The sequence below is a fragment of the Actinoallomurus sp. NPDC052274 genome, assembly GCF_040679475.1.
GTDB lineage: Bacteria > Actinomycetota > Actinomycetes > Streptosporangiales > Streptosporangiaceae > Actinoallomurus > Actinoallomurus liliacearum.
This window is the reverse complement of sequence record NZ_JBFAUT010000001.1, coordinates 216,733-237,272: the sequence shown is the minus strand read 5'-3', so window position 1 is coordinate 237,272 and position 20,540 is coordinate 216,733. Positions and strand designations below refer to the sequence as shown.

General features: G+C 71.3%; 13 protein-coding genes. 4 read left to right on the top strand and 9 right to left on the bottom strand.

The annotated features are described in order from the left end of the window. Positions 1-4: 4 nt before the first annotated feature. Both AB0K82_RS01170 and AB0K82_RS01165 read right to left on the bottom strand, forming a co-directional pair. Positions 5-3,130, bottom strand: coding sequence for a GH92 family glycosyl hydrolase (locus AB0K82_RS01170; protein ID WP_364391247.1), 3,126 nt, complete (start codon positions 3,128-3,130; stop codon positions 5-7). Positions 3,131-3,252: 122 nt separating this feature from the next. Further along, the gene (locus AB0K82_RS01165) at positions 3,253-6,876 is read right to left on the bottom strand and encodes a glycoside hydrolase family 3 C-terminal domain-containing protein (RefSeq protein ID WP_364391245.1); all 3,624 of its coding nucleotides are present in this window, start codon (positions 6,874-6,876) and stop codon (positions 3,253-3,255) included. Between the two features lie 256 nt (positions 6,877-7,132). Between AB0K82_RS01165 and AB0K82_RS01160 the strand changes: the two genes are divergently transcribed. After that, on the top strand, positions 7,133-8,332 hold the full coding sequence (locus AB0K82_RS01160) for an ROK family transcriptional regulator (protein ID WP_364391243.1): 1,200 nt from the start codon (positions 7,133-7,135) through the stop codon (positions 8,330-8,332). 101 nt (positions 8,333-8,433) lie between these two features. After that, positions 8,434-9,204, top strand: coding sequence for an enoyl-CoA hydratase-related protein (locus AB0K82_RS01155; protein ID WP_364391240.1), 771 nt, complete (start codon positions 8,434-8,436; stop codon positions 9,202-9,204). A 109-nt stretch (positions 9,205-9,313) separates the two neighbouring features. Here AB0K82_RS01155 and AB0K82_RS01150 read toward each other — a convergent pair whose 3' ends face one another. The 4 genes from AB0K82_RS01150 to AB0K82_RS01135 all read right to left on the bottom strand — a co-directional run bounded on the left by AB0K82_RS01150 (position 9,314) and on the right by AB0K82_RS01135 (position 14,459). After that, the gene (locus tag AB0K82_RS01150; protein ID WP_364391238.1) at positions 9,314-11,371 is read right to left on the bottom strand and encodes an NPCBM/NEW2 domain-containing protein; all 2,058 of its coding nucleotides are present in this window, start codon (positions 11,369-11,371) and stop codon (positions 9,314-9,316) included. 192 nt (positions 11,372-11,563) lie between these two features. Continuing rightward, entirely contained in the window at positions 11,564-12,835 is a 1,272-nt protein-coding gene (locus AB0K82_RS01145) for a cytochrome P450 (RefSeq protein ID WP_364391236.1), read from the bottom strand. 1 nt (position 12,836) lies between these two features. Beyond that, positions 12,837-13,037, bottom strand: coding sequence for a ferredoxin (locus tag AB0K82_RS01140; protein WP_364391234.1), 201 nt, complete (start codon positions 13,035-13,037; stop codon positions 12,837-12,839). 78 nt (positions 13,038-13,115) lie between these two features. After that, the gene (locus AB0K82_RS01135) at positions 13,116-14,459 is read right to left on the bottom strand and encodes a cytochrome P450 (protein ID WP_364391232.1); all 1,344 of its coding nucleotides are present in this window, start codon (positions 14,457-14,459) and stop codon (positions 13,116-13,118) included. Positions 14,460-14,555: 96 nt separating this feature from the next. Between AB0K82_RS01135 and AB0K82_RS01130 the strand changes: the two genes are divergently transcribed. Beyond that, positions 14,556-15,203, top strand: a complete 648-nt coding sequence (locus AB0K82_RS01130; RefSeq protein WP_364391230.1) for a TetR/AcrR family transcriptional regulator — start codon at positions 14,556-14,558, stop codon at positions 15,201-15,203. A 27-nt stretch (positions 15,204-15,230) separates the two neighbouring features. On the opposite strand, the gene AB0K82_RS01125 is transcribed toward AB0K82_RS01130, so the two are convergent. Then, on the bottom strand, positions 15,231-17,267 hold the full coding sequence (locus AB0K82_RS01125; RefSeq protein ID WP_364391227.1) for a glycosyl hydrolase family 28-related protein: 2,037 nt from the start codon (positions 17,265-17,267) through the stop codon (positions 15,231-15,233). A gap of 300 nt (positions 17,268-17,567) precedes the next feature. Between AB0K82_RS01125 and AB0K82_RS01120 the strand changes: the two genes are divergently transcribed. Beyond that, positions 17,568-18,350 (top strand): MerR family transcriptional regulator, encoded by a 783-nt coding sequence (locus tag AB0K82_RS01120; protein WP_364391225.1) that lies wholly within the window; start codon positions 17,568-17,570, stop codon positions 18,348-18,350. A gap of 4 nt (positions 18,351-18,354) precedes the next feature. On the opposite strand, the gene AB0K82_RS01115 is transcribed toward AB0K82_RS01120, so the two are convergent. After that, positions 18,355-18,642, bottom strand: a complete 288-nt coding sequence (locus AB0K82_RS01115; RefSeq protein ID WP_364391223.1) for a DUF6479 family protein — start codon at positions 18,640-18,642, stop codon at positions 18,355-18,357. Then, positions 18,639-20,462: a hypothetical protein gene (locus AB0K82_RS01110; protein ID WP_364391221.1), complete on the bottom strand. Its 1,824-nt coding sequence runs from the start codon at positions 20,460-20,462 to the stop codon at positions 18,639-18,641. Before AB0K82_RS01110 ends, AB0K82_RS01115 begins: the two co-directional genes overlap by 4 nt. Positions 20,463-20,540 lie beyond the last annotated feature (78 nt).

Here is a 20,540-nt window from a genome sequence, read left to right as displayed (position 1 = left end):
CATCTCACTTGTCGTCGGGGCAGAGGTGGAGGGCGAGCACGTTGTCGCCGGACACCGTGACGTGGACCCGCCCGATGGTGCCGGTGTCTCCGCCGTTGGCCAGGCGGAAGTCGGATCCGGCGTTCTCGCGGTTGCCGAAGGCCGCGTCGTCGACGGTGAATGTCGCGGTCTTCCACGTGTCGGTGCCGGTCTTGGCGACCGACGGGCTCTGCTTGTAGGCACCCTCGGTGGAGTCGTACTGCAGGCTCCAACCGCCGGTGCCGTGGTCGTAGTAGTCGATCGTCACCGTCGCCGTGTAGTGGCCGCCTGGGACGATGGTGTTGTCGACGTCGAAGTACTCGTAGGGCGAACCGTCCGTGGTCGAGCGCCCGGAGCGGCCGCCGACGGTGACGGGCGTGGTGTGGCCGTCGCCGTTGTCGCGCAGCCGCAGCCCGCATTCGGTATCGGTGCTGCCGAGCGTGTCGCAGGCGGTGGCGGCGCCGTCGGCCGCCGGTACGGTCACCACGACCGCGCCGCCCGGCAGCGCCGTCCCGTCGGCGGCGTGGAACGTCACCTTGACCGGGTGGTAGCCCGACGCCGTGCCCTGTGCGACGGCGATCGTCACCGGCACGTGGGCGGTGTCGGCATGGGTGAGGTCCAACGTGCCGGACAAGGGGGTCACGCTCACCCCCGCGACATCGGACGTGGCCGTCCAGCGGACCTTGCCGGCGTGCCCGGCGAGCGTGGCGACGCCGACCGTGGCCGGCAGGCTCGTGCCGCCGCGGATCACCTGGGTGCCGGTCGGGGTGATGTAGCCGACCGCCGGCACCTCATGGGCCCGGTAGGACGGGGGTGCGGCCTTGTCGCCGGTGGCCCAGTGGGTGTCGGGACGGGTGGACAGGTCGATGTCCAGCGCGCCGCCGCGCGTGGCGAACGACGCGGGCAGGGCGGTGGACTCATGCGGCCGGCCGTTCAGCCGCATGCCCGTGATGTACGGCGCGTCGTCGGCGGCCCGCGGCGCGTCGATGGTGATCTTCCGGCCGGTGCCGAGGCTGATCACGGCGCGTTTCACCAGCGGGCTGTTCAGCGCCAGGGTCGGGGTGCCGGGGGTGGCCGGCATCATGCCGAGCGCCGCCCACACGTATTCGGAGGACAGCGCGCCGAGGTCGTCGTTGCCGGGGAGCCCGTCCGGCGCGGTCGTGAACAGCTCGGTCTCGATGCGCCGGGTGACCTTCTGGGTCTTCCACGGCTGCCCGACGTAGTCGTACACCCACGGCGCGGCGGTGTCGATCTCGTTGCCCGCCCAGTCGTACGGGTCGTTGCCACCGACGTTCAGCTCGCTGAAGAAGTCGTCCAGCCGCGGGATCACCTTGTCCCTGCCGCCCATCGCGGTGACGAGACCCGCGAGGTCCTGCGGGACCAGCCAGTTGTACTGCGCAGCGTTGCCTTCGTCGTAGCCGTCCTGGCCGAAGACCCCGGCCGGCGGTCTCTGGAAGCCGGGACCGGCGGGGAAGGCGCCGTAGGCGTCGCGCGGCCGCAGGTAGCCCGTGCTCGGGTCGAAGATGTGCTGCCAGTTCTGGCCGCGCTCGGCGTACTCGGTGGCGGTGGCGCGGTCGCCGATCGCCGCGGCGAGCCGGGAGATGGCGAAGTCGTCGATCGCCCACTCGAGGGTCTCCGACCCGCCCTGCAACCCATGGTCGCCCTGGGAGTCCGCGTTGTTGGGCGCGTATCCGAGCCGGACGTAGTCCTCCACGCCCGGCCGTTCCACCCAGCCCCAGCCGATCTTCTCCGACCGGGTGGCGCCCTTCTTCATGATGGGCAGCGCGCCGGCGACGTCCACTCCCCTGGCGCCGAACGCGACGTACTGGGCGAACAACGGCACGCCGTTGTCGCCGTTCATCACGTTGCCGGTCATGTTCTGCGCCGGCCACTTCGGCCACCAACCGCCCTGCTGCTCGGCGTCGCGCAGCAGTGAGTTCGCCATGTCTCCGGCGCGGTCGGGGTACAGCATGGCCTGCAGCGGCGCCAGCGACCGGTAGATGTCCCAGTCGGAGAACATCTCGTACTGCGTGTGCCCGGCGGGCACCCGGTGGACGGCGTCGTCGAAGCCGATGTACCGGCCGTCCACGTCGTTGAAGACGCTCGGCGCCTGGAAGCACCGGTACAGCGAGGTGTAGAAGAGGGTGAGTTCGTCGGCGGACGCGCCGCCGACGGCGACCTTGCGCAGCAGGGTGCGCCACGCCGCGCGCGTGTCGTTCTGGACGCGTGCGGCGTTCCAGCCGGGGATCTCGGCCGCCGCGTTCTTCGCCGCGCCGGCGGTGCTGACGTACGACAGGCCGATCCTGGCGGTCACCGTACTGTCGGCGGACGTGTCGAAGGTCAGGTAGGCGCCGGAGCCGGAGCCGGTCGCGCTCGACGAGCCGGGCGTGACCGTGCCGCCCTGCCAGGCGCCGTGCGCGGTGAACGGCCGGTCGAAGGTGACGTCGAAGTAGACCGTGTACTTGGAGTTGTTGCACAGCCCGTGGGCCGTCGCGGTGCCGGTCAGTTCACGGTCGCCGACCACCGTGACATCGGCGGCCAGGTCGCCGCCGAGGCTGGTGCCCGACTTGACGAGCACCTGGGCCCGGCTGCCGGCCGGGTAGCGGAACGACGCGATCCCCGTCCGTTCGGTGGCGCCCAGCTCGACCTGGACGTTGGAGTCGGTGAGCCGCACGGAGTACGAACCGGGCGCGGCGTGCTCCTCGTCGTGCGAGAAGTGCTCGGTGCGCCCGGCCGGGTTCGTTCCGATCGTGCCGGTCACCGGCAGGATCGGGAGGTCGCCGAACGACGAGCAGCCACCCGAGAAGTGGGTGAGGCTGAAGCCCTTGATGGCGTCATCGGTGTAGGAGTAGCCGGTCGGCCCGGACGGCGTGTCGGGACTGAACTGCACCATCCCGAACGGCGCCGTCGCGCCGGGGAACGTGTTCTCCCAGTCGACGCCCTTCTTGGTGCCGATGAACGGGTTGACGTAGTCGGTCGGATCGGACACCGGCGTGGCCGGTCCCGGTCGTACGGGCGTGACGGCGACCGCGGACGGGGTGCCCAGTACGCACACCACCAGTCCCATCGCCGCGATCCCGAGCCCGTTCCATCTGCCGCTTCGTGGTCGCACCACGAGCCTCCTGGTCTATCGCCCGCGTCACTCGCCGGGGAGCACGCGAGGTGGTTCTCACGAAGGTGACCCCGACGGGGCCGGGCGGTCGGCGGTGGTGCCGACCGCCCGGCCCTTGGCCGCTATCCGTCGGTCGCGACGGCGAAGACGTGCATCGCGTTGGCGCCGCTGCCGCCCGTGCCGACGTTGGGCAGGGTGATGAACTGCACCTGCTTGCCCGCCTGCAACTTGACGGTGGACATGTAGAGGTGGACGGTCTGGTTCTGCTTCCCCGACTGGTTGTTGATGTAGGGGAAGGTGGCGACGGTGTCCCCGCCGCTCGCCCACCAGTCGGGGAAGCTGATCGAATACGGCTGGATCGTGCCGTCGGTATAGGTGATCAGCCCACTGCCCGAGGCAGTGCCGTTGTTCGCCAGCCCCAGGAACGCGAGCTGAGACCCCGACCCCGAGAAGTCGAACGCCTGCCCGCTTCCGAGGACGTTGTCCGGCTTGCCCGCCGGGACGTCCGGCCAGGTGAAGGTGAACCCGCCGTGGGCGACCTTGCCACCCGGTGTAATGCCTGCCGCGGCGAGTGCCTGGGCCGACAGGCTGAGGCCGCCACCGTCGAGATTGCCCTCCGACGGCCGGGCGTCATCGCTGATGGCGGTGTTGTTGTAGGCGGCGGCCAGGGAGGCGTAGGGGATCCCGACGTTGGTGGCCGCGTCCCCGCTCCGCTCGCCGCCCTTGTCGGTGTAGGTGACCTTGGCCTGCAGGTCGTAGCCGTTGCGCGGCGCGTCGGCCGGGACCTTGACCGTCCAGGTGGTCTTCACCGTCTGACCGGCGGTGACCTGGGCGAAGGTGGCCGGGGAGGTGGCCTCCGCGGTCCAGCCGTCCGGTGTGGTGAGCGACATCGTCACGTCGCTCAGCGCGTTCGGGCCGGAGTTGGTGAACGTCGTCGTGGCGGTGAGGCCGTCGCCGGGTTCGACGGTCGAGGGCGCGGTGACGGAGTACGGGTACTTGGCGGTGATGACCGCCGAACCGGTGACCCCGCCCACCTTCGCGGTGAGGGTCGTGACGCCGGAGCCGACCACCTTGACGTGCCCGCCGGCGTCGACCGTGGCCACGTGCGGGTCGCTGCTGCCGTAGTGGACCTTCGCGTGGGTGAGGTCGGCGAAGGACTGGTCGTTGTTGACGGCCTCGACGATGTTGTCGGCCGTCACCTCGATGTTGCGCTGCTCCTTGCTGTGGTCGGTGTCGTCCTTGATCCACTGGTTCTTGCCGGTCAGGTCGATGGTGTCGCCGACCTTGTACTGCACCGACTCGGGCTGCACGGTGACGTACTGGACCTTCGGGGTGATCTGCCCGGTGATCTTCACCGCCGGCGCGGCGGCGATGTCGGCCGCGTCGGCCCCGACCTGGAACCGGTAGGTGCCGTTCGGCACGAACGAGCGCATCGCCTTGGCATCCCAGACGGCCAGGTCGGCGACGTCGACGGTGATGGAGACGCGCTCGGTGGCGCCGGGCCGCAGCACCGCGGTCTTCTTGAAGCCCACGAGACGTTTCTTCGGCATCTCGAGGCCGGGGACGCTGAAGGGGGTCGCGGCGTACAACTGGGCGACCGTGGCGCCGGCGACGTGGCCGGTGTTGGTGACGTCGAACCGGACGGTGACCTTACCGTTCGCGGTCGCGGAGGCGCCGTTCGCCCGTATGTGGGAGTAGGCGAAGCTCGTGTAGCTCCTGCCGTAGCCGAAGGGGTAGGTCGGGGTGCCGGTGAAGTACCGGTAGGTCCGGCCGAGGCCACCGGTGCCCGCCGTGGTGATGTTGTAGTTCGACATCGCCGGCAGCTGGGAGTCGTCCTTGTACCAGGTGAAGTTCAGGTGCCCGGCCGGGTTCTGCCGGCCCGTCAGCACGTCGGCGAGCGCGGTGCCCTGGCTCTCGCCGTTGAACCCGCTGAAGACGATCGCGGGGAACTTCGCCTGGACGTCGTCGATCTTGACCGGGCCGCCCGTCTGCATCACCAGGGCCATCTTGTCGTTGCCCAGCGCCGTGGCCTGGTCGATCAGCGAGTGGTAGTTGCCCGGGATCGCGAGGGTGGTCCGGTCCTTGCCCTCGTCGGCGACGCCGTGGTCGGTGCCGACGAACACGATGACCAGGTCCGCGGACGTGATGTCGGCCTTGGTCTGGTCGCTGAGCACCGCGGGCGTGGTGGCCGTGGTCGAGGTCTTGGCGTCGTCGAAGACGATCGAGGCGTCCGGGTTGGCGGCCTTGACCGCGGCGGTGATGCCCTTGACCGCGCTGACCTGCAGCGTCGGCTCACCCGAGTAGTTGCCCAGGTTCACCGTGTTCGCCTGGTCGCCCAGGATCACGACCTTGTTCAGCTTCGAGGCGTTGAGCGGCAGAAGGGGGCTCTTCGTCCCCGGCGCGGCGTCGTTCTTGAGCAGCACGAGCGAGTTGTCGGCGACCTTCGTGGCCAGGGCCTGGTGCTCGGGGCTCTGGATGACATCCTTGGTGATCTTGGTGTACTTCACCCGGTTCGGCGGGTCGAACTCCCCGGTCTCCATCCGGACGGTGAACAGATGCACCAGCGCGGTGTCCACGACGCCCTCGCTCAGCACACCGGCGTCGATCGCGTCCCGGATGTTCTGCGCGGTGGCCTCGTCACCGGTGCAGTTGACGTCGGTGCCGGCGCGCAGCGCGTACGCCTGCCCGCCCGCCTGGCCGGACAGCTTCGCTCCGGTCGCGGTGTTGGTCCAGGTGGGGTTGCCCTGATGGTCGGTGGTCCAGCCGGGCGGCGCCCAGTCGTGCCCGCCCGGCGGGAGACGCCACGTCGTGCCGACCGCGCCGCAGTCGGAGGTGATGTAGCCGTCGAACCCGTACGTCCGCTGGGCGAGTTGGTTGGCGGTGTAGGTGTCGGCGACGGCCGGCGTGCCGTTGATGGCGTTGTAGGACGTCATCAGCCCGGACACGTGGTCCTTCTCGATCAGGTCCCGGAACTGGGCGGTGTAGTACTCCCGCAGCGTCCGGTCATCGGTGTCCGAGCTGATGCCCGTGCGGTCCTTCTCGGTGTCGTTGAGCGCGTAGTGCTTGGCGGTGGCGGCGACCTTCAGGTACGGCGTGGTGGACTTCCCGGTCTGCGTCTGGCCCTGGTAGCCGTTGACGAACGCGCCGGCCATCCGCCCGGCGAAGTACGGGTCCTCCCCGAAGGCCTCATCGGTCCGGCCCCACCGCGGGTCCCGGTCCAGGTTGACGGTCGGCGCCCAGTACGTCAGCGAGCCGTAGTCGTTCTTGTCCGGGCCGAGGTTGTTCTGCCCTGCGCCCCACAGCGACTTGTCCAGGAAACCGCGCGCCTCATCGGAGATCGCCGTGGTCTCCTCGTAGATCAGCTGGGGGTCCCACGACATCGACGAGGCGAAGTTGGTCGGGAAGCTGGTGGCGTGCACGCCACCGGAGGCGGAACCGTGGTTCGTGTTCGCCCCGAGCGTGTTGACGCCGTGCTGGCCCTCATTCCAGTAGGTGTACCGCTGGACGCCCAGCCGCGGGATCGCCGGCGCGTCGTTGGTGTGCAACTGGGCGGCCTTCTCGTCCAGCGTCATCCGCGAGACCAGGTCCGCGGCTCGCTCCGCGAACGAGTAGTGCGTGTCCAGGTAGATCGGCGTCGTGTCCGCCAGCGCCGGCGTCGCCGAGATACCGGCCAGACCGATCGCGCAGGCGAATGAAGACGCGGCGGCCACGAGGATGCGCCGCCACGAGGACGTGGGTTGTGCCATCAGGGTGACTCCTGATCATGAAGCTGGCGGAGGTAGAACCATGCGCCGTCGCCGACGGCGCCACCGTCCTCCCTTCGTGGGTCGAGCCCCCGACCGGACCGGATCGACTCCCGCGTACGGTGCACGACAGCGCAGCATTGCCAGGTTTAGGCGTACATTGCGGGGTTGTTACCTGACGCAGGCCATAGTTACGATGACATTAAGCGCAAGTCAACCCAGTGTCCGCCTGCGGACAGCTTCATTAGCCTGAAACCGAATGAAGTGCGAGGAGTCAGCGATCGATACCCCACTGAACCTGCGCGAGGTGGGCCGGCTCCGGGTCCTGCGGGCGCTCTTCGACACCGACGGCACGAGCCGCTCCGAACTGGTCCAGGTCACCGGCCTGTCCCGGGCCACCGTCTCCTCACTCGTCGCGGACCTGCTGGCGGCCGGTCTGGTGGAGGAGAGCGAGCCGGACGACCAGACACGGCCCACCGGCCGGCCGGCACAGATCATCACCGTCCGCGCCTCGGCGGCCTACGCCGTCGGAGCCGACATCGGCCACCAGCACGTCCGGGTGGCGCTGTGCGACCTGAGCGGGGCGCCCATCTGGGACGACGCCGTCGCCACGGACGTGGACCGGGCGCCTGACAAGACGCTCGACCTGGCCGCCGACCTCGTCCACCGCGCGCTGCGGGAACGGAACGTCGACGCACGGCGCGTGCTCGGCCTCGGCGTCGACATCGCCGCCCCGGTACGCGACCCCGATGGGGTCCTGGAGGCGCACGGGATCATGCCCGGTTGGGTCGGCGTCCAGCCCGGCGCCGAGCTCGAGCGGCGCACCGGCCTGCCGACACGGCTGGCCAACGACGCCAACGCGGGAGCCCTCGCCGAGCGCATGTACGGCGCGGCCCGCAACGTCGACGACATGATCTACATCCGGCTGTCGGCCGGGATCGGCGCCGGGATCATCTCCGGCGGCCGGCACCTGCGCGGCTCCGGCGGCCTCGCCGGCGAGATCGGCCACATCCGGGCGACGCCGGACGGGCGGGTCTGCCGGTGCGGCAATCGCGGTTGCCTGGAGACCGTGGCCAGCCCGATCGCCATCGCCCGTCTCCTGGAGACGAGCTGGGGATATCCGGTGGCCGTCTCCGACCTGCTCCCGCTCATCAAGAGCGGTGACCGGGGCGCCGTCCGCGCGCTGGAGGACGCCGCCGAGGAGATCGGCCGGGTCCTCGCGAACCTCGTCACCATGCTCGATCCGGAGCTCATCGTGGTCGGCGGCGACCTGGCGGCCGCGGGTGACCGCCTGTTCCGGCCGATGACCCGCGCCATCCGCCGTTACGCGCTGGCCCCCGCCGCCGAGTCCGTCCGGGTCACCGGCGGGCGCCTCGGCGACCACGCGGAGGTCCGCGGCGCCGCCGGCATGGTCCTCGCCGACGCCCCCCGCGTCCTCACCGCCACCCTCGCCCGCTGACCGGGAGCAGGGACGCAGACCGTGTTCCGCAGCGACCGCCGGCCGGACGCGGGCCGGTGCCGGCGTGGCCGTACGGGGGCTCGGGGACGTAGCGTCGAACCATGAGCGTCGACGAGGTCCTCATCGAGACGGACGGTCCCTTCGGGATCATCACCATGAACCGCCCGGAGCGGCGCAACGCGCTGTCCCTGTCGCACATGCGGGCGCTGACGGCGGCGTTCCGCCAGGTCGGGGAGACCGACGCGCGCGGGATCGTGCTGGCCGGCAACGGTCCGGTGTTCTCCGCCGGGCACGACTTCGCCGATCTGGCCGGCGCCGACCTCGCCACCACCCGGGAGATCCTGCTCGCGTGCCGGGAGCTGATGGACACGCTCCACGCGGTGCCCCAGGTCGTGATCGCCCAGGTGCACGGCATGGCGACGGCGGCCGGCTGCCAGCTCGTGGCCGCCTGCGACCTCGCGGTCGCCGAGCGGACCGCGCGGTTCGCCGCCCCCGGCGGGAAGGGCGGCTGGTTCTGCCACACGCCGATGGTCCCCATCGCACGCAACATCGGGCGCAAGCGGGCCATGGAGATGGCCCTCACCGGAGACGCCATCGACGCCGCGACCGCCCTCGAATGGGGTCTGATCAACCGCGCCGTGCCCGGGGAGGAGCTGGAGAAGGCCACCCGTGAGCTGCTCGAGCGCGCCACGCAGGGCAGCCCGCGCAGCAAGGCGCTCGGCAAGCAGGCGATGTACGCCCAGCTCGACCGGCCGGAGGCGGACGCGTACACGTACGCGATCGAAGTGATGGCCGCCGCGAGCCAGACGCCCGAGGCTCGGGAGGGCATGCGCGCGTTCCTGGACAAGCGCGCCCCCGAGTGGCCTGCGTAGGGCTGTCCGATGAATGTCCGTCCACCGGACCGGCCCTGGCGGGCGGCGTGAGCGGTCCGGGCTCCTCGCCCTGCCGCCGTGCGGGGCGAGGAGCCGGATCGACCGTCGATCAGCAGGTGAGCGTGGCGCCCGCCCAGTCGGCGTGGTCGTAGGTGTTGCCGTCGCCTCCGTCGCCGGTGACCAGGTGCAGGGTGGAGCGGCCGGTGACGTCCACGTCGATCGTCGTGGCGGCCCCCGGGGTGAGCGTGCCGGTCGAGGCCAGGGTCACCCCGTCGCCGACTACGGAGAACGTGACGCTGCCCCGCCCGCCGGTCTCCGCGTCCACGCCGACCGCCGCGGTGAAACGGGTGCAACCGGACGCGTTCACGGTGATGTCCCCGGCCGCGTGGGCGCCGACGCCCTTCGGGTACGACGCGCCACCGACGGTCAGGACGCCGCCGTCCCCGGCCGCCTGCTCGCCGTTGGACTGGTCGTGTTCGGCCGGGCCCCAGCCGTTGGTCGCCGTGGTCCACGAGAGGTCCTTCGCGGTGCCCGGCGTACCGCAGGTGATCTGGGCGCCGCCCCAGTCCGCGTGGTCGTAGTCGACGCCGTCTCGGGCGTCGGTGACCCGCAGCTCGAGCGTCCGGGCACCGCCGGTCGGCACGACGAGCCGGGTCGCGGCGCCGTACGACTTCACGTCGCTGTAGCCCAGCAGCCGGCCGTCGCCGTACACCGCGAACCGGACGCTGCCGTGGCCCGAGCCCACCTCCGAGTCGATGCCGACGTCGGCGCTGAACCGGCTGCAGGATCCGCCCAGCCACAGGTGGACGGCCGAGTCGGCGTGCGCGCCGAGGCCCTTCGCGTACGTGGTGGAGCCGATCGTCAGCGTGTGCCCGTCGCCGGCGGCCTGCTCGCCGTTCGAGGCGTCCCGCTCGACCGGGCCCCAGCCGTTACTGGACGTCAGCCAGGTGAGGTCGCTCACCTGGTAGGTGCCGGCGGGGCGGGCGGCCTGCGGAGTCCCTGTCCGGGTGACGCGGTACATCACCACGCCGTGGCTCGGCACGCTCGCCGCGACGCTCCCCGTGCTGGTCGAGGTGGCACCGCTCCACAGGTCCTTCAGAGCGTACGAACTCGACCCGCCCAGCCCGAGTTCCGCCGCGCTCGTGGTGATGGTCGCGGTCGAGCCGGACCGGTTGAGGAGTACGGCCGCGACCGAGCCGTCCGACATCGGCTTGGCCCACACCTGCAGGCCGCCGCCGAGGTCGCGCATCCGGCGGCCCTGGGAACCGCCCCAGTCCTGGTCGACCGCGATCACGTCGGGATTCGTGATGACGGCCTTGGTGGCGGCGCTCATCGAGCGCAGGTCGTTGCCGAGGATCAGCGGCGCGTTGAGCAGCGCCCAGAGCGAGAAGTGGGCACGGTACTCGGTGTCGGTCATGCCGCCGTTGCCGACCTCCAGCATGTCCGGGTCGTTCCACGCGCCCGGGTGGGAGAACGGCTCGAGTCCGGCCTGCTGGTCGAGGATCGAGGTCATGCTCGCCCAGGAGTCGCTGATGTCGCCGGTCGTCCGCCAGAGGCTGCCGCCGGTGGCCGGGCCGAAGATCCACGGCTGGTCCTGACCCCAGTCGCAGAGGCTGTACACGATGGGCCGGCCGGTGGCCTTGAGCGCGTCGCCCATCGTCTTGTAGCGCTGCGCGGCTGGTCGGCCCTGGTTGTTGCAGTTGTCGTACTTGAGGTAGTCGACGCCCCAGGCGGCGAAACTGGCGGCGTCCGTGGTCTCGTGGTCGAGGCTGCCGGGCAGTCCCTGGCAGGTGGCGGTACCGGCGGACTCGTAGATGCCGAGCTTCAGGCCCTTGCCGTGGACGTAGTCGGCCACCGCCTTGATCCCCGACGGGAAGCGGGTCGGATCCGCTTGGAGACGACCGGCGGAGTCCCGGGTGCCGGCCATCCAGCAGTCGTCGATGTTGACGTACTTGTAGCCGAGCCGGTCCAGGCCGACCGCGACCATGGAGTCGGCGATCCCCTTGATCAGGGACTCGTTGATGTTGCAGCCGAACTTGTTCCAGCTGTTCCAGCCCATCGGCGGGGTCTGGGTGGCGACGACCGGCGTCGCGGCGGTGGCAGGGGGCGGGTTCAGGCCGACCGTGCCGACGGCCAGCACGATGAGGGCACGGAGGATTCGACGCATGGCGGGGCTCCAGCGTGACGGGGGCTGCTGAGCGAACGCGTTCGAAATCGGGGCGCCGCCTTGTTTGTACCTGGTCGGCTTTGTTCGAACAAGGGCTCATCGCGGCCGGACGAGGCCGTCCGCGACGACGGCGCTCGCCGGACGCGGCACCCCGGCGCGCGGCCCCCTGCCCGGCCGCTCCGGAGGCGGCCGTCAGCCGATGCGGACCGGGAGCGTACGGGGGCCGCGGACCTGGCCCGCCGCCCACGTGACCGCGTCCGGGTCCTCCAGGGTGAACGCCGGGATCCGCTCCAGCCAGACCTCGAGGGCGACCCGCAGCTCCATGCGCGCCAGGTGCGAACCCACGCAACGGTGGACGCCCAGGCCGAACGCGGCGTGCCGGTTGACCTCCCGGTCGATGACGACCTCGTCCGGCCGGTCGAACTGCGCGGGGTCACGGTTGGCCGCGGGGAACGACAGCAGCACCCAGTCCTCGGCCCTCATGTCCACGCCGTGCCAGTGCATGTCCTCTTTCACCAGCCGCGCCATCGTGACCGGAGCGTACGCCCGCAGGAACTCCTCCATCGCCGTCGGCAGCAGCGCGCGTTCGGCGACGAGACGCTCCCGGTCCGCGGGCGTCTTGGCCAGGTGCCACAACGAGGCGCCGATCGCGCTCCAGGTCGTGTCGATCCCGGCGATCAGCAGCAGCGCCATCGTGCCCGCCACGTGCGACGGCTCCAGTTTCCGCCCGCCAAGTTCGGCGTTCAGGAGATGAGTCGTCAGGTCGTCGCGGGGGGACTCGACGTGGTCGCGGATCTGGAGGAGCAGGTAGTCGAACAGCCGGTCCATCCGCGCGATCCGCTCCTCCGGCGGCAGGTTGACGCCTTCGAGCGTGTTCTCGACGAACTCCCGGAAGCGCGGCCCCTCCTCCTCGGGGAAGCCCAGCAGGTCCGCGATGACGCGCACGGGGATGTGCTGGGCGTAGTCGCGGGCGGCGTCGACGACGTCCCGGCCTTCGAACGCGTCGACGAGCGAGTGGCAGAACGCGCGGGTCGCCGGCTCGAGCCTGGAGACGGCGGTCTTGGTGAACGCCGGGAGCAGCAGCTTGCGCGCGTGCTGGTGGAACGGCGGGTCGGAGGAGATCGGCGGCACGGCGCCCATCGGGGCGATCTCACGAGGCGGCCGGAAGTTGCTCATGACGACCGACCGGGAGGAGAAGCGCTCGGTGTCGTAGGCGATCGCCGCGACCTCCTCGTAGCGCGTCGGCAGCCATCCGCCGCCGAACCGCTCCGTACGGGCGATCGGGCAGCGCTGCCGCAGGTCGTCCTGGATCGGGTACGGGTCCGCGGCCCACTCCGGTTCCATGTGGGAGAAGTCGGTCGCCCAGTCCGCGACCGGGCCGGTGACGATCTCGTTCCGGATGCCGAGAGGCCGGTCCCCCCGCGCGTCCCGGTAGTCCTCGGTGAACCGGTCGTCTACCGTCATGTCAGTCCCCTTCGACCAGGTCGATCGCGCGTTCGGGACAGTTGACGGCCGCGCGCCGCGCGTCCTCCGCCCCGTCCGGCGGCACGGTGCCGTCGCCGAGGACCGTCCCGAAGCCCTCGTCGTCGTCCCCGAACAGGCCGGGGGCGAGGTCATAGCAGCGGCCGTGCCCCTGGCAGCGACCGGAGTCGATCTGTACCTTCACTGCGCTTCTCCCTCTCACCGCTGACGACGGCGCTGAGCCCGGACATTCCCAGCATGCCGTGGCCGCCGTCGCGCTCGCTCATGTCCCCGCTCGGGCCGCCGCACCCGGCGCGGACGGCACGGCGCGAGGATTCCGGCGGCGCACGACCGCCCGGCCGCCCTTGGCCGGGGCGTTGGCGATGCCGCGCGAGTGCCATCGCTCGTCCGGCTCGGCGGTCGGTGTCAGCGTGAAGTCGCGCAGCACGGTGCGCAGAACGACGTTCATCTCCATGCTCGCGAACGCCGCGCCGATGCACCGCCGCCGGCCGCCCCCGAACGGGATCCACTCGTAGAGGTCCGGCCTGGCGTCGAGGAAGCGGGACGGGTCGAAGGCGCGCGGGTTCGGGAACACCGACTCGTCGGCGTGCAACAGGTTGATGCCGACCAGCACGGTGCACCCCTTGGGCAGCGTCCACCGGCCGAGCCGGTAGCCGTCGACCTTGACGTGGCGCCCGACGAGGTCGATGACGGGACGCGTGCGCTGCACCTCGGTGATCGTCGCCTCGCGCAGCGCGCCGCCGCCCGCGTCGGCCTCCTCGGCGAGGTCCCGCAGGATCGCGGGATGGCGGCGAAGCCGTTCGATCACCCAGGCGAGGGTCGTCGCGGTCGTCTCGTGTCCGGCGACGAGCAGGGTGAGCAGCTCATCGGCGATCTGGGCGCGGCTCATCGGCGAGCCGTCGTCGTACCGGCTCTGCAGCAGCAGCGCGAGGACGTCGTCGCGTCCGTCGAGGTCCTCCCCCGCCGCCCGGTCGATCAGCCGGGCGACGATCGCGTCGTACCGGCTGCGCGCGATCCGGAACCGGCCCCACGGGCTCCACCGCCCGAGGTCGGTCTTCGGAATCGGCAGCACGGCCAGCCGGGAGCCGTAGGCGACCCACGGCGGCAGCAGCGTGCGCAGCTCGGTGAGCTCGGCGCCGTCGGCACCGAAGACCGCGCGCAGGATGGCGCCCAGGGTGATCCGCATCATCGAGGGCAGGGTCGCGAACGCCCGGCCCTCCGGCCAGGACGCCGTCTCCCGTACGGTCTCCTCCTCGATGATCCTCTCGTAGGCCGCCAGCCGGCGACCGTGGAACGGCGGGACCAGCAGCTTGCGCTGTTTGCGGTGCTCCTCCCCGGTGAGGGCGAAGAGCGAGCCGGAGCCGAGCACCCGCCCGAGATTGGGCTGCACGTTCTCGATGAGGTCGGGGCCGGCGGTGAACAGTTGCCGGATCTCGGCGGGATCGCTGATGACCACCGCCCGGCCGAAGATCGGCACGTTGACGGTGAAGGAGTCACCGTAACGGGCGCGCAGCCGTCGCATTCCGCGCGACCGGGCGGCCGCCGCGAACGCGCCCTGCACGAACCGCGGGGACGACGGACCCGGCGGGAGCGTCACGGTCGTCATGGAGCAGCACCTCTCTCGCGTGGTACGCGGCCGTACCGCGACGGTACGCCGATGTACCATCCGGTTCAAGGCCTCGCCCCGACGAGAGGTGACAGCGTGACGACCGTGTGGCGACTGCGCGCTCAGGCGGAGGTGCCCACCGCCTCCGGGACCCCCGCCTCCGACGACCCCGGCGGGTTCCGTCGGCGACTGCTCGACGGGCTCTCCACATCGATCGTGGAGAAGGGATACCGCAACACCACGGTCGCCGACGTCGTGCGCCGCGCGCGGACCTCACGGCGCACCTTCTACGAGCACTTCACCGACAAGGACGAGTGCTTCATCGCGCTGCTCACCGCCGCCAACGCCGAGATGATCCGGCAGATCTCGGCCGCCGTCGACCAGACCGCCCCCTGGCCCACCCAGGTCCGGCAGGCGGTCGAGACCTGGATCGCGTGCGCCGAGTCCGAGCCCGCCATCATGCTGAGCTGGATCCGTGACGTGCCGTCCCTCGGCGACGCGGCGCGCCGCCTGCAACGCGAGGTGATGGAGGCGTTCATCACGGTGATCCAGACGCTCTGCGACACCGCGGAGTGGCGCGCCGCGGGGGCCGGGCCGGCGTCGCGGCAGGTCGTGGTCATGCTGCTCGGCGGGCTGCGCGAACTCACCGCCACCACCGTCGAGGACGGCGGCCGGATCGGTGACATCACCGAGGTGGCGGTGCGGTCCTCGATCGCCCTGCTCGCCCCGCGCACCTCGGTGTGACCGGCCGCCGGCCCCCGACGGCAGGCGTCACCAGGTCGACGGCGCCGGAGGCGCGACGACCGGCGGGTTGTCGTCGCAGGTGATGGTGTTCGGCAGTTCCCACGGCGCGAGCCAGGGGCCGGTCGTGCCGCCGCCGGAGTTGCCGCCCAGATCCGTCAGCGTGAACTCCGAGCCCGTGGACGGGAAGTTGAACGACCCGCAGTTGTTGACGCCGACCGCGCCGACGCCCCGGGCGACGACGTTCTGGAACGACGCGGACCCGGCCGCCCGCGCGCTGACCACCGAGGTGCCCGTGCCGTCGATCCGGAGGTCCTTGAAGTGGACGTTGGTGATCGAGTACCGGTCCTTGACCGGCCAGTCGCTGACGAACATGATCGCGTTGTAGGTGCTGTCGAGGAAGTGGTCCCCGACCACCTCGATGTCCGCGTCGATGCTCTTCTCGAGCGCGTAGAACCAGACGGCGCCCAGGCCGATCTTCCAGTTCAGGTCGTACGTCCCGGAGCGGACCGTCGTGTTGTCCGCGACCGACAGGCGCCCGGTGAACGCCTCCGCGCCGAAGCGGGACCCGGCGTGGATGGCGCTGCCCTCCCGGATCGGGTCGGCGATGAGGTTGTCCGAGACGGTGTTGTCGGCGCCGCCGTAGATCGCGACGCCGTTCGCCAGGACCGGCGTCTGCACCGTGTTGTGGTCGAACGTGTTCCGGGCGTCGGCGGTCTTCTCGGACCACATGGCGAGGCCGTCGTCACCGGTGTTGCGCAGGAAGTTGCCGGTCACGACCGAGTTCGTGACACCGGTGTGGAAGTTGAGACCGTCGGCGACCTGGTCGGCGATGACGTTGTTCGTGACCCGCAGGTTCGTCATCGGCCCGTCGAACCACATGCCCACCTTGGTGTGGTGGACGTACAGGCCGTCGATCGTCGAGTCGCTCATGGCCCCGCCGACGCCGTTCACCTGGTCGGTGTCGACGCGCTCGCGGACGTCGCCCTCGATCGCGAAGCCGGACAGGTGGACGTTGTGGCTGCCGCCCGCCGACGCGTCCCTGCCGTAGAAGCCGACGCCGGTGTGGACGGAGCCGTCGGGGGCCGGGGAGCCGAGGGCGACCTCGTGCCCCTTGATGATCGTGTACCAGCTTCCGGCGCCCTCGATCGTCACGTCGTCGACGACGATGTGCCGGTTCACCTGGTACGTGCCCGGCGGGACGTAGACCTTGAGTCGCGCCCGCTTGGCGAAGGCGATCGCCTGGTCGAACGCCGCCGCGGAGTCCCGCCGGCCGAGCGGGTCGGCGCCGAACGCCAGCACGTTCGCCGCGCCGGGCACGACGCGCGGCGCCCCGACGAGCTGGGAGTCCAGCAGGTCGACGACCGTCCACGCCGCGTTGCTCCCGGCCGGGACCGTCAGCCGCACCCTGTCGCCCGCGTGGTACGTGCGGCCGAGCAGGAGCCGCTGCTCGTCGTAGAAGTGGCTGGGGCGGAACGGCTTGGTGATCGTCGGGGCCGGTGTCGTGGCGTTGGGGACGCAGGAGCACTCGGTGATCCACCAGTCGGGGTGGAGCAGGTCGGCGTTCGGGTCGTTCGAGAACGGATACTGGTTGTACAGCCACGCGTACTGGGAGGTCAGCGTCATGACCTTCCGCTTCGCGCCGTTCACCGAGACGTCGAGCGGCGCGGTGATGCCGCCGCCCCGCGCTGCGTCCGGGATGCTGTAGCGGACGGTGAGGGCGTTCGCCCGGGCGGGCAGCGTGAACTCGACGTACTGCCCCGGCGTCAGTTTGACGGCCTTCCGGCCGGACGCCTCCGAGGGCAGCGTGTACGGGGTGCGGTCCGGGCCGATCACCGTGCCGTTCGTACGGGCGTTCTCCGCCTCCTGCTCGGCGAAGTCGACGTTCGCGCCCCGGCCCGCGACGAGGGAGGGGTCGAGGGCGGCGCGCGTCACGACCGGGGCGGCGGCGTCGCCCGCGCCGGCGACGGCCGTGCCGCCGAGCGCACCGCCGAGCCCGACGGTGGCCGCGGTCACCACCGCGACCGCGGCCGCGATGGACCGCGACGGCCGGCCGTACCACCTCATGACAGGGCCTGGGATGCTCCGTGACATCGAGTGCTCGCTTCTCTCGGAGGGCTGAAGAAACGGTCGAGACGGGGGGCCGGCCACCGTTCGGGTGAGGCGACACTAAACCGCCGTTGCCCCCTCCACAAGGCTCTTCGGACGACTTTTCGTTGCTTTGTCCACTAAAACCGATGTTCTGCTTGTTTCTTGCAGCCATTTGCGACGGCGCGGCCTCCGTACGGCCGTGTGCACGGGTTCTCGCGCAGGGCACGCCGGTAGCATCCGTAGGTAAGGCCGATCCCGAACGACAGATGCGGTGGCATGTCCGTTTTCAGAATCGATGAGCTCGCCCATGCCGCCGGTTCGACGGTGCGCAACATCCGGGCGTACCAGGATCGCGGGCTGCTTCCGCCGCCCCGGCTGCAGGGTCGGGTCGGGCTGTACGACGAGTCTCATCTGGCCCGGCTGCGGCTGATCGGCCAGCTCCTGGGCCGGGGGTACACCCTCGCCACCATCGCCGAGCTGATCTCGGCCTGGGAACGCGGCCGGAACCTCAGCGACCTGCTCGGCCTCGAAAAGGTGCTCACCGACCCCTGGTCGGACGAGATCCCCGGTCACCTGGACGCCGCCGAGCTCGTCAAGCTGTTCGCCGTCGATCCGGAGAGCGAGGACGCCCCGGCGCTCCTGCGGCTCGCGGAGGAGCACGGCTTCCTCGAGGCCGAGGGCGACGACCGCTACAAGGTCCCCAGTCCGCGGTTGCTGCACGTCGGCACCGAACTGGTGGCGGCGGGGATTCCGCTGCCCGCGGTGTTCGAGATCGCCGGACGGATCCGGGAGGACTGCGCGGTGATCGCCCGGCGCTTCGTCGACCTGGCGCGCGTCCACGGCGACCTCAGCGCCGAGCGCCTGGTCAGCGGCGAGCAGATCGCCGAGGCCGCGACGTTCGTTCAGCGGCTCCGGCCCCTCGCGCAGCTGGCGGTCGAGGGGCTGCTGGCCCGCTGCATGGAGGCCGAGGTGCGCGCGGCGCTGGGCGACGAGCTCGCCGCCGCCGTGGCCCGCGACACCCGCCGGACACCGGAGGCCGCCGAGGGCGACGAGGGCTGAGACCCTACCTCGCCGACGGCCCGTCCCTCCCGGTCCCGGAACCCGGCGCCTCGTCCTCGCCGGACCGCGGGCGACGATCGTCTTCACCGGGGTGCGGGCGACCGTCATCCCCGCCCGGGTGCGGGCGGTGGTCGTCTTCGCCGGGGTGCCGGCGGCGGTCCCGCCAGACCACCACGACGATGATCGCGACGACGACGATCGTCGGCACGAAGAAGGGGATCGCGGTGACCGCCGAGTGCGTCGCGAGCGGCGTCCCCGCCCCGCTCACGGCCGCGTTAACCACCCCGTTCACCGCTGCGCCTCCGCCACCGCGGGGAGCCGGCGGGAGACCCGGGCGACGCCCCAGCCGAGCGCGATGATCAGGGTCAGCGAGCAGCACAGGACGACCGCGGAGGCGACGGTCCACAGCCAGCCGGGGACACCGCTCTTGAGCTCGCGCTGCAGGACCCGGCGCTCGTTCTGGACCGTCCGGGTGGACTGCGGCCGGGCCGGCATGCGCTTGGCTCCGATCGCGGGGTCGTCGGGCAGGTAGATCGGCACCGCGCCCATCGACCGCCCGTCATGCAGCCGGACCAGGGTCTTCCACTGACCGGACAGCGGCATCGGGCCGGTCGTCCGGTAGGTGCCGCCGCCGAGCGCGGTCAGCCGGTCGACGTGCAGACCGCCGCCCTGCCAGGCGGTCACGGTCACCCAGGCCGGGTCCTTGACGGCGTCGGCAGGGGCGATGGTGATCCGGGCACCGGCGGTACGGTGCGCGGCGTCGCCGCGGAGGTCGGTGAGCGTGACGGACACCCGTACGTCCTTCGGCACGGTGACGAGCAGCCCGTTCGTCACGGCGGCGGCGATCGCGACGAGCGACGCGGCGAAGACCGTACGGGCGACGGCCGGGCGGGGCAGCCGTCCCTGCAGGCCGAGGAACAGCAGGGCGCCGAGCAGGCCACCGGCGACACCGCCGACGACCGCCATGATCATGCCTTCCAGGACGATGTCGCCGGTCCAGGGCAGGCGCATCACGGCGTGACTCCAGGCGTACTCCGCGCCGAATCCGGCCGTGCCGATCAGCACGCCGCCGCCCGCGCCGAACGCCAGCGGCCGGCGGGCCAGCACCGTCGCGGCGAGCTCGACGCACACGGCCTCGGCGAAGTAGAGGGGTACCGCGGCCCACAGCTGTCCGATGATCCCGGCGACGACGAGCGAGACCCCGCCGCGTACGAGCATGTAGAAGACGACCGACGACAGGGCCCCGCCCCGGCCGATCCACAGCCGCGCCACCACGAGGGCGCACCCGGCGGCGACCGCGATCATGAACGGCTGGTGCACGAGCCGGAACTGCGGGACGCCGAAGTCGTACTCGGCCTGGAACACCGACAGCCCGATCAGCAACCCGCCGACCATGGCCGCACGCCGCGCGTGGCGGGCCCAGGGGCGGACGGCCACGTCGCCGCGGTGCGCGCGTCCCTCCCGTTCGAGGATCATGAGGGCGACCAGGGACAGCCCGGCGCCGCCGATGAGCATCAGGTGGGTCGGGCCCCACAGCGTGACGTCCTGGCCGAAGATCCGGTGCCACATGTCGTCGAGCGGGAAGCCGAGCAGGGCGTAGAAGCCGGCGCCGGCCAGCAGCACTCCCCCGGCCGGCGCGTACCAGTCGCGGGTGATGCGCACCGCGCCGGCTCCGAGCCTCTCCCCCAGGGGCAGCACCACCGCCAGGACACCCGCGGTGAAGATGCCGAACAGGCCGATGAGGATCGGATAGTGGGCGATGTTGGCCAGCGGCCCGGCGTCACGACCGCGGGAGATGTGCAGCGAGATGTCCCAATACATCCCTAGCAGCGCGGTCACCAGCGACACGAGTGACACGAGCGAGGGCAGGGCCGCCCAGCCCGGCAGCCCCCGGCCGGGCCCGCGTTCGGACCAGGCGGCCAGGCGGCTCAGCAGCCGGATCCGGCCGCTCCGGTGACCGATGCCCAGGACGAGCAGCGCGGCGGTCAGCACGGCGGCCGCGCCGCTCGCGATCAGCACCTGGCCGAGGGCGCCTCCCCCGGCCGGTTTCGACTGGACGGCGAGGAGGCCCATCGCCGTTCCGCGGGCCGGCTGAATCAGCTGCTGCACCACACGCACTCCTCAGGCCGCTGGTAGGCGTCCACAAACTATGACATCTTCTACTGTTACATTGATCGATGTCACATTGGG

Bases quoted from the DNA above. Each gene is read 5' to 3' on its own strand.
- AB0K82_RS01165 (WP_364391245.1), bottom strand. From the start codon at position 6,876: ATGGCACAACCCACGTCCTCGTGGCGGCGCATCCTCGTGGCCGCCGCG.
- AB0K82_RS01160 (WP_364391243.1), top strand. From the start codon at position 7,133: ATGAAGTGCGAGGAGTCAGCGATCGATACCCCACTGAACCTGCGCGAG.
- AB0K82_RS01155 (WP_364391240.1), top strand. From the start codon at position 8,434: ATGAGCGTCGACGAGGTCCTCATCGAGACGGACGGTCCCTTCGGGATC.
- AB0K82_RS01150 (WP_364391238.1), bottom strand. From the start codon at position 11,371: ATGCGTCGAATCCTCCGTGCCCTCATCGTGCTGGCCGTCGGCACGGTC.
- AB0K82_RS01145 (WP_364391236.1), bottom strand. From the start codon at position 12,835: ATGACGGTAGACGACCGGTTCACCGAGGACTACCGGGACGCGCGGGGG.
- AB0K82_RS01135 (WP_364391232.1), bottom strand. From the start codon at position 14,459: ATGACGACCGTGACGCTCCCGCCGGGTCCGTCGTCCCCGCGGTTCGTG.
- AB0K82_RS01125 (WP_364391227.1), bottom strand. From the start codon at position 17,267: ATGAGGTGGTACGGCCGGCCGTCGCGGTCCATCGCGGCCGCGGTCGCG.
- AB0K82_RS01120 (WP_364391225.1), top strand. From the start codon at position 17,568: ATGTCCGTTTTCAGAATCGATGAGCTCGCCCATGCCGCCGGTTCGACG.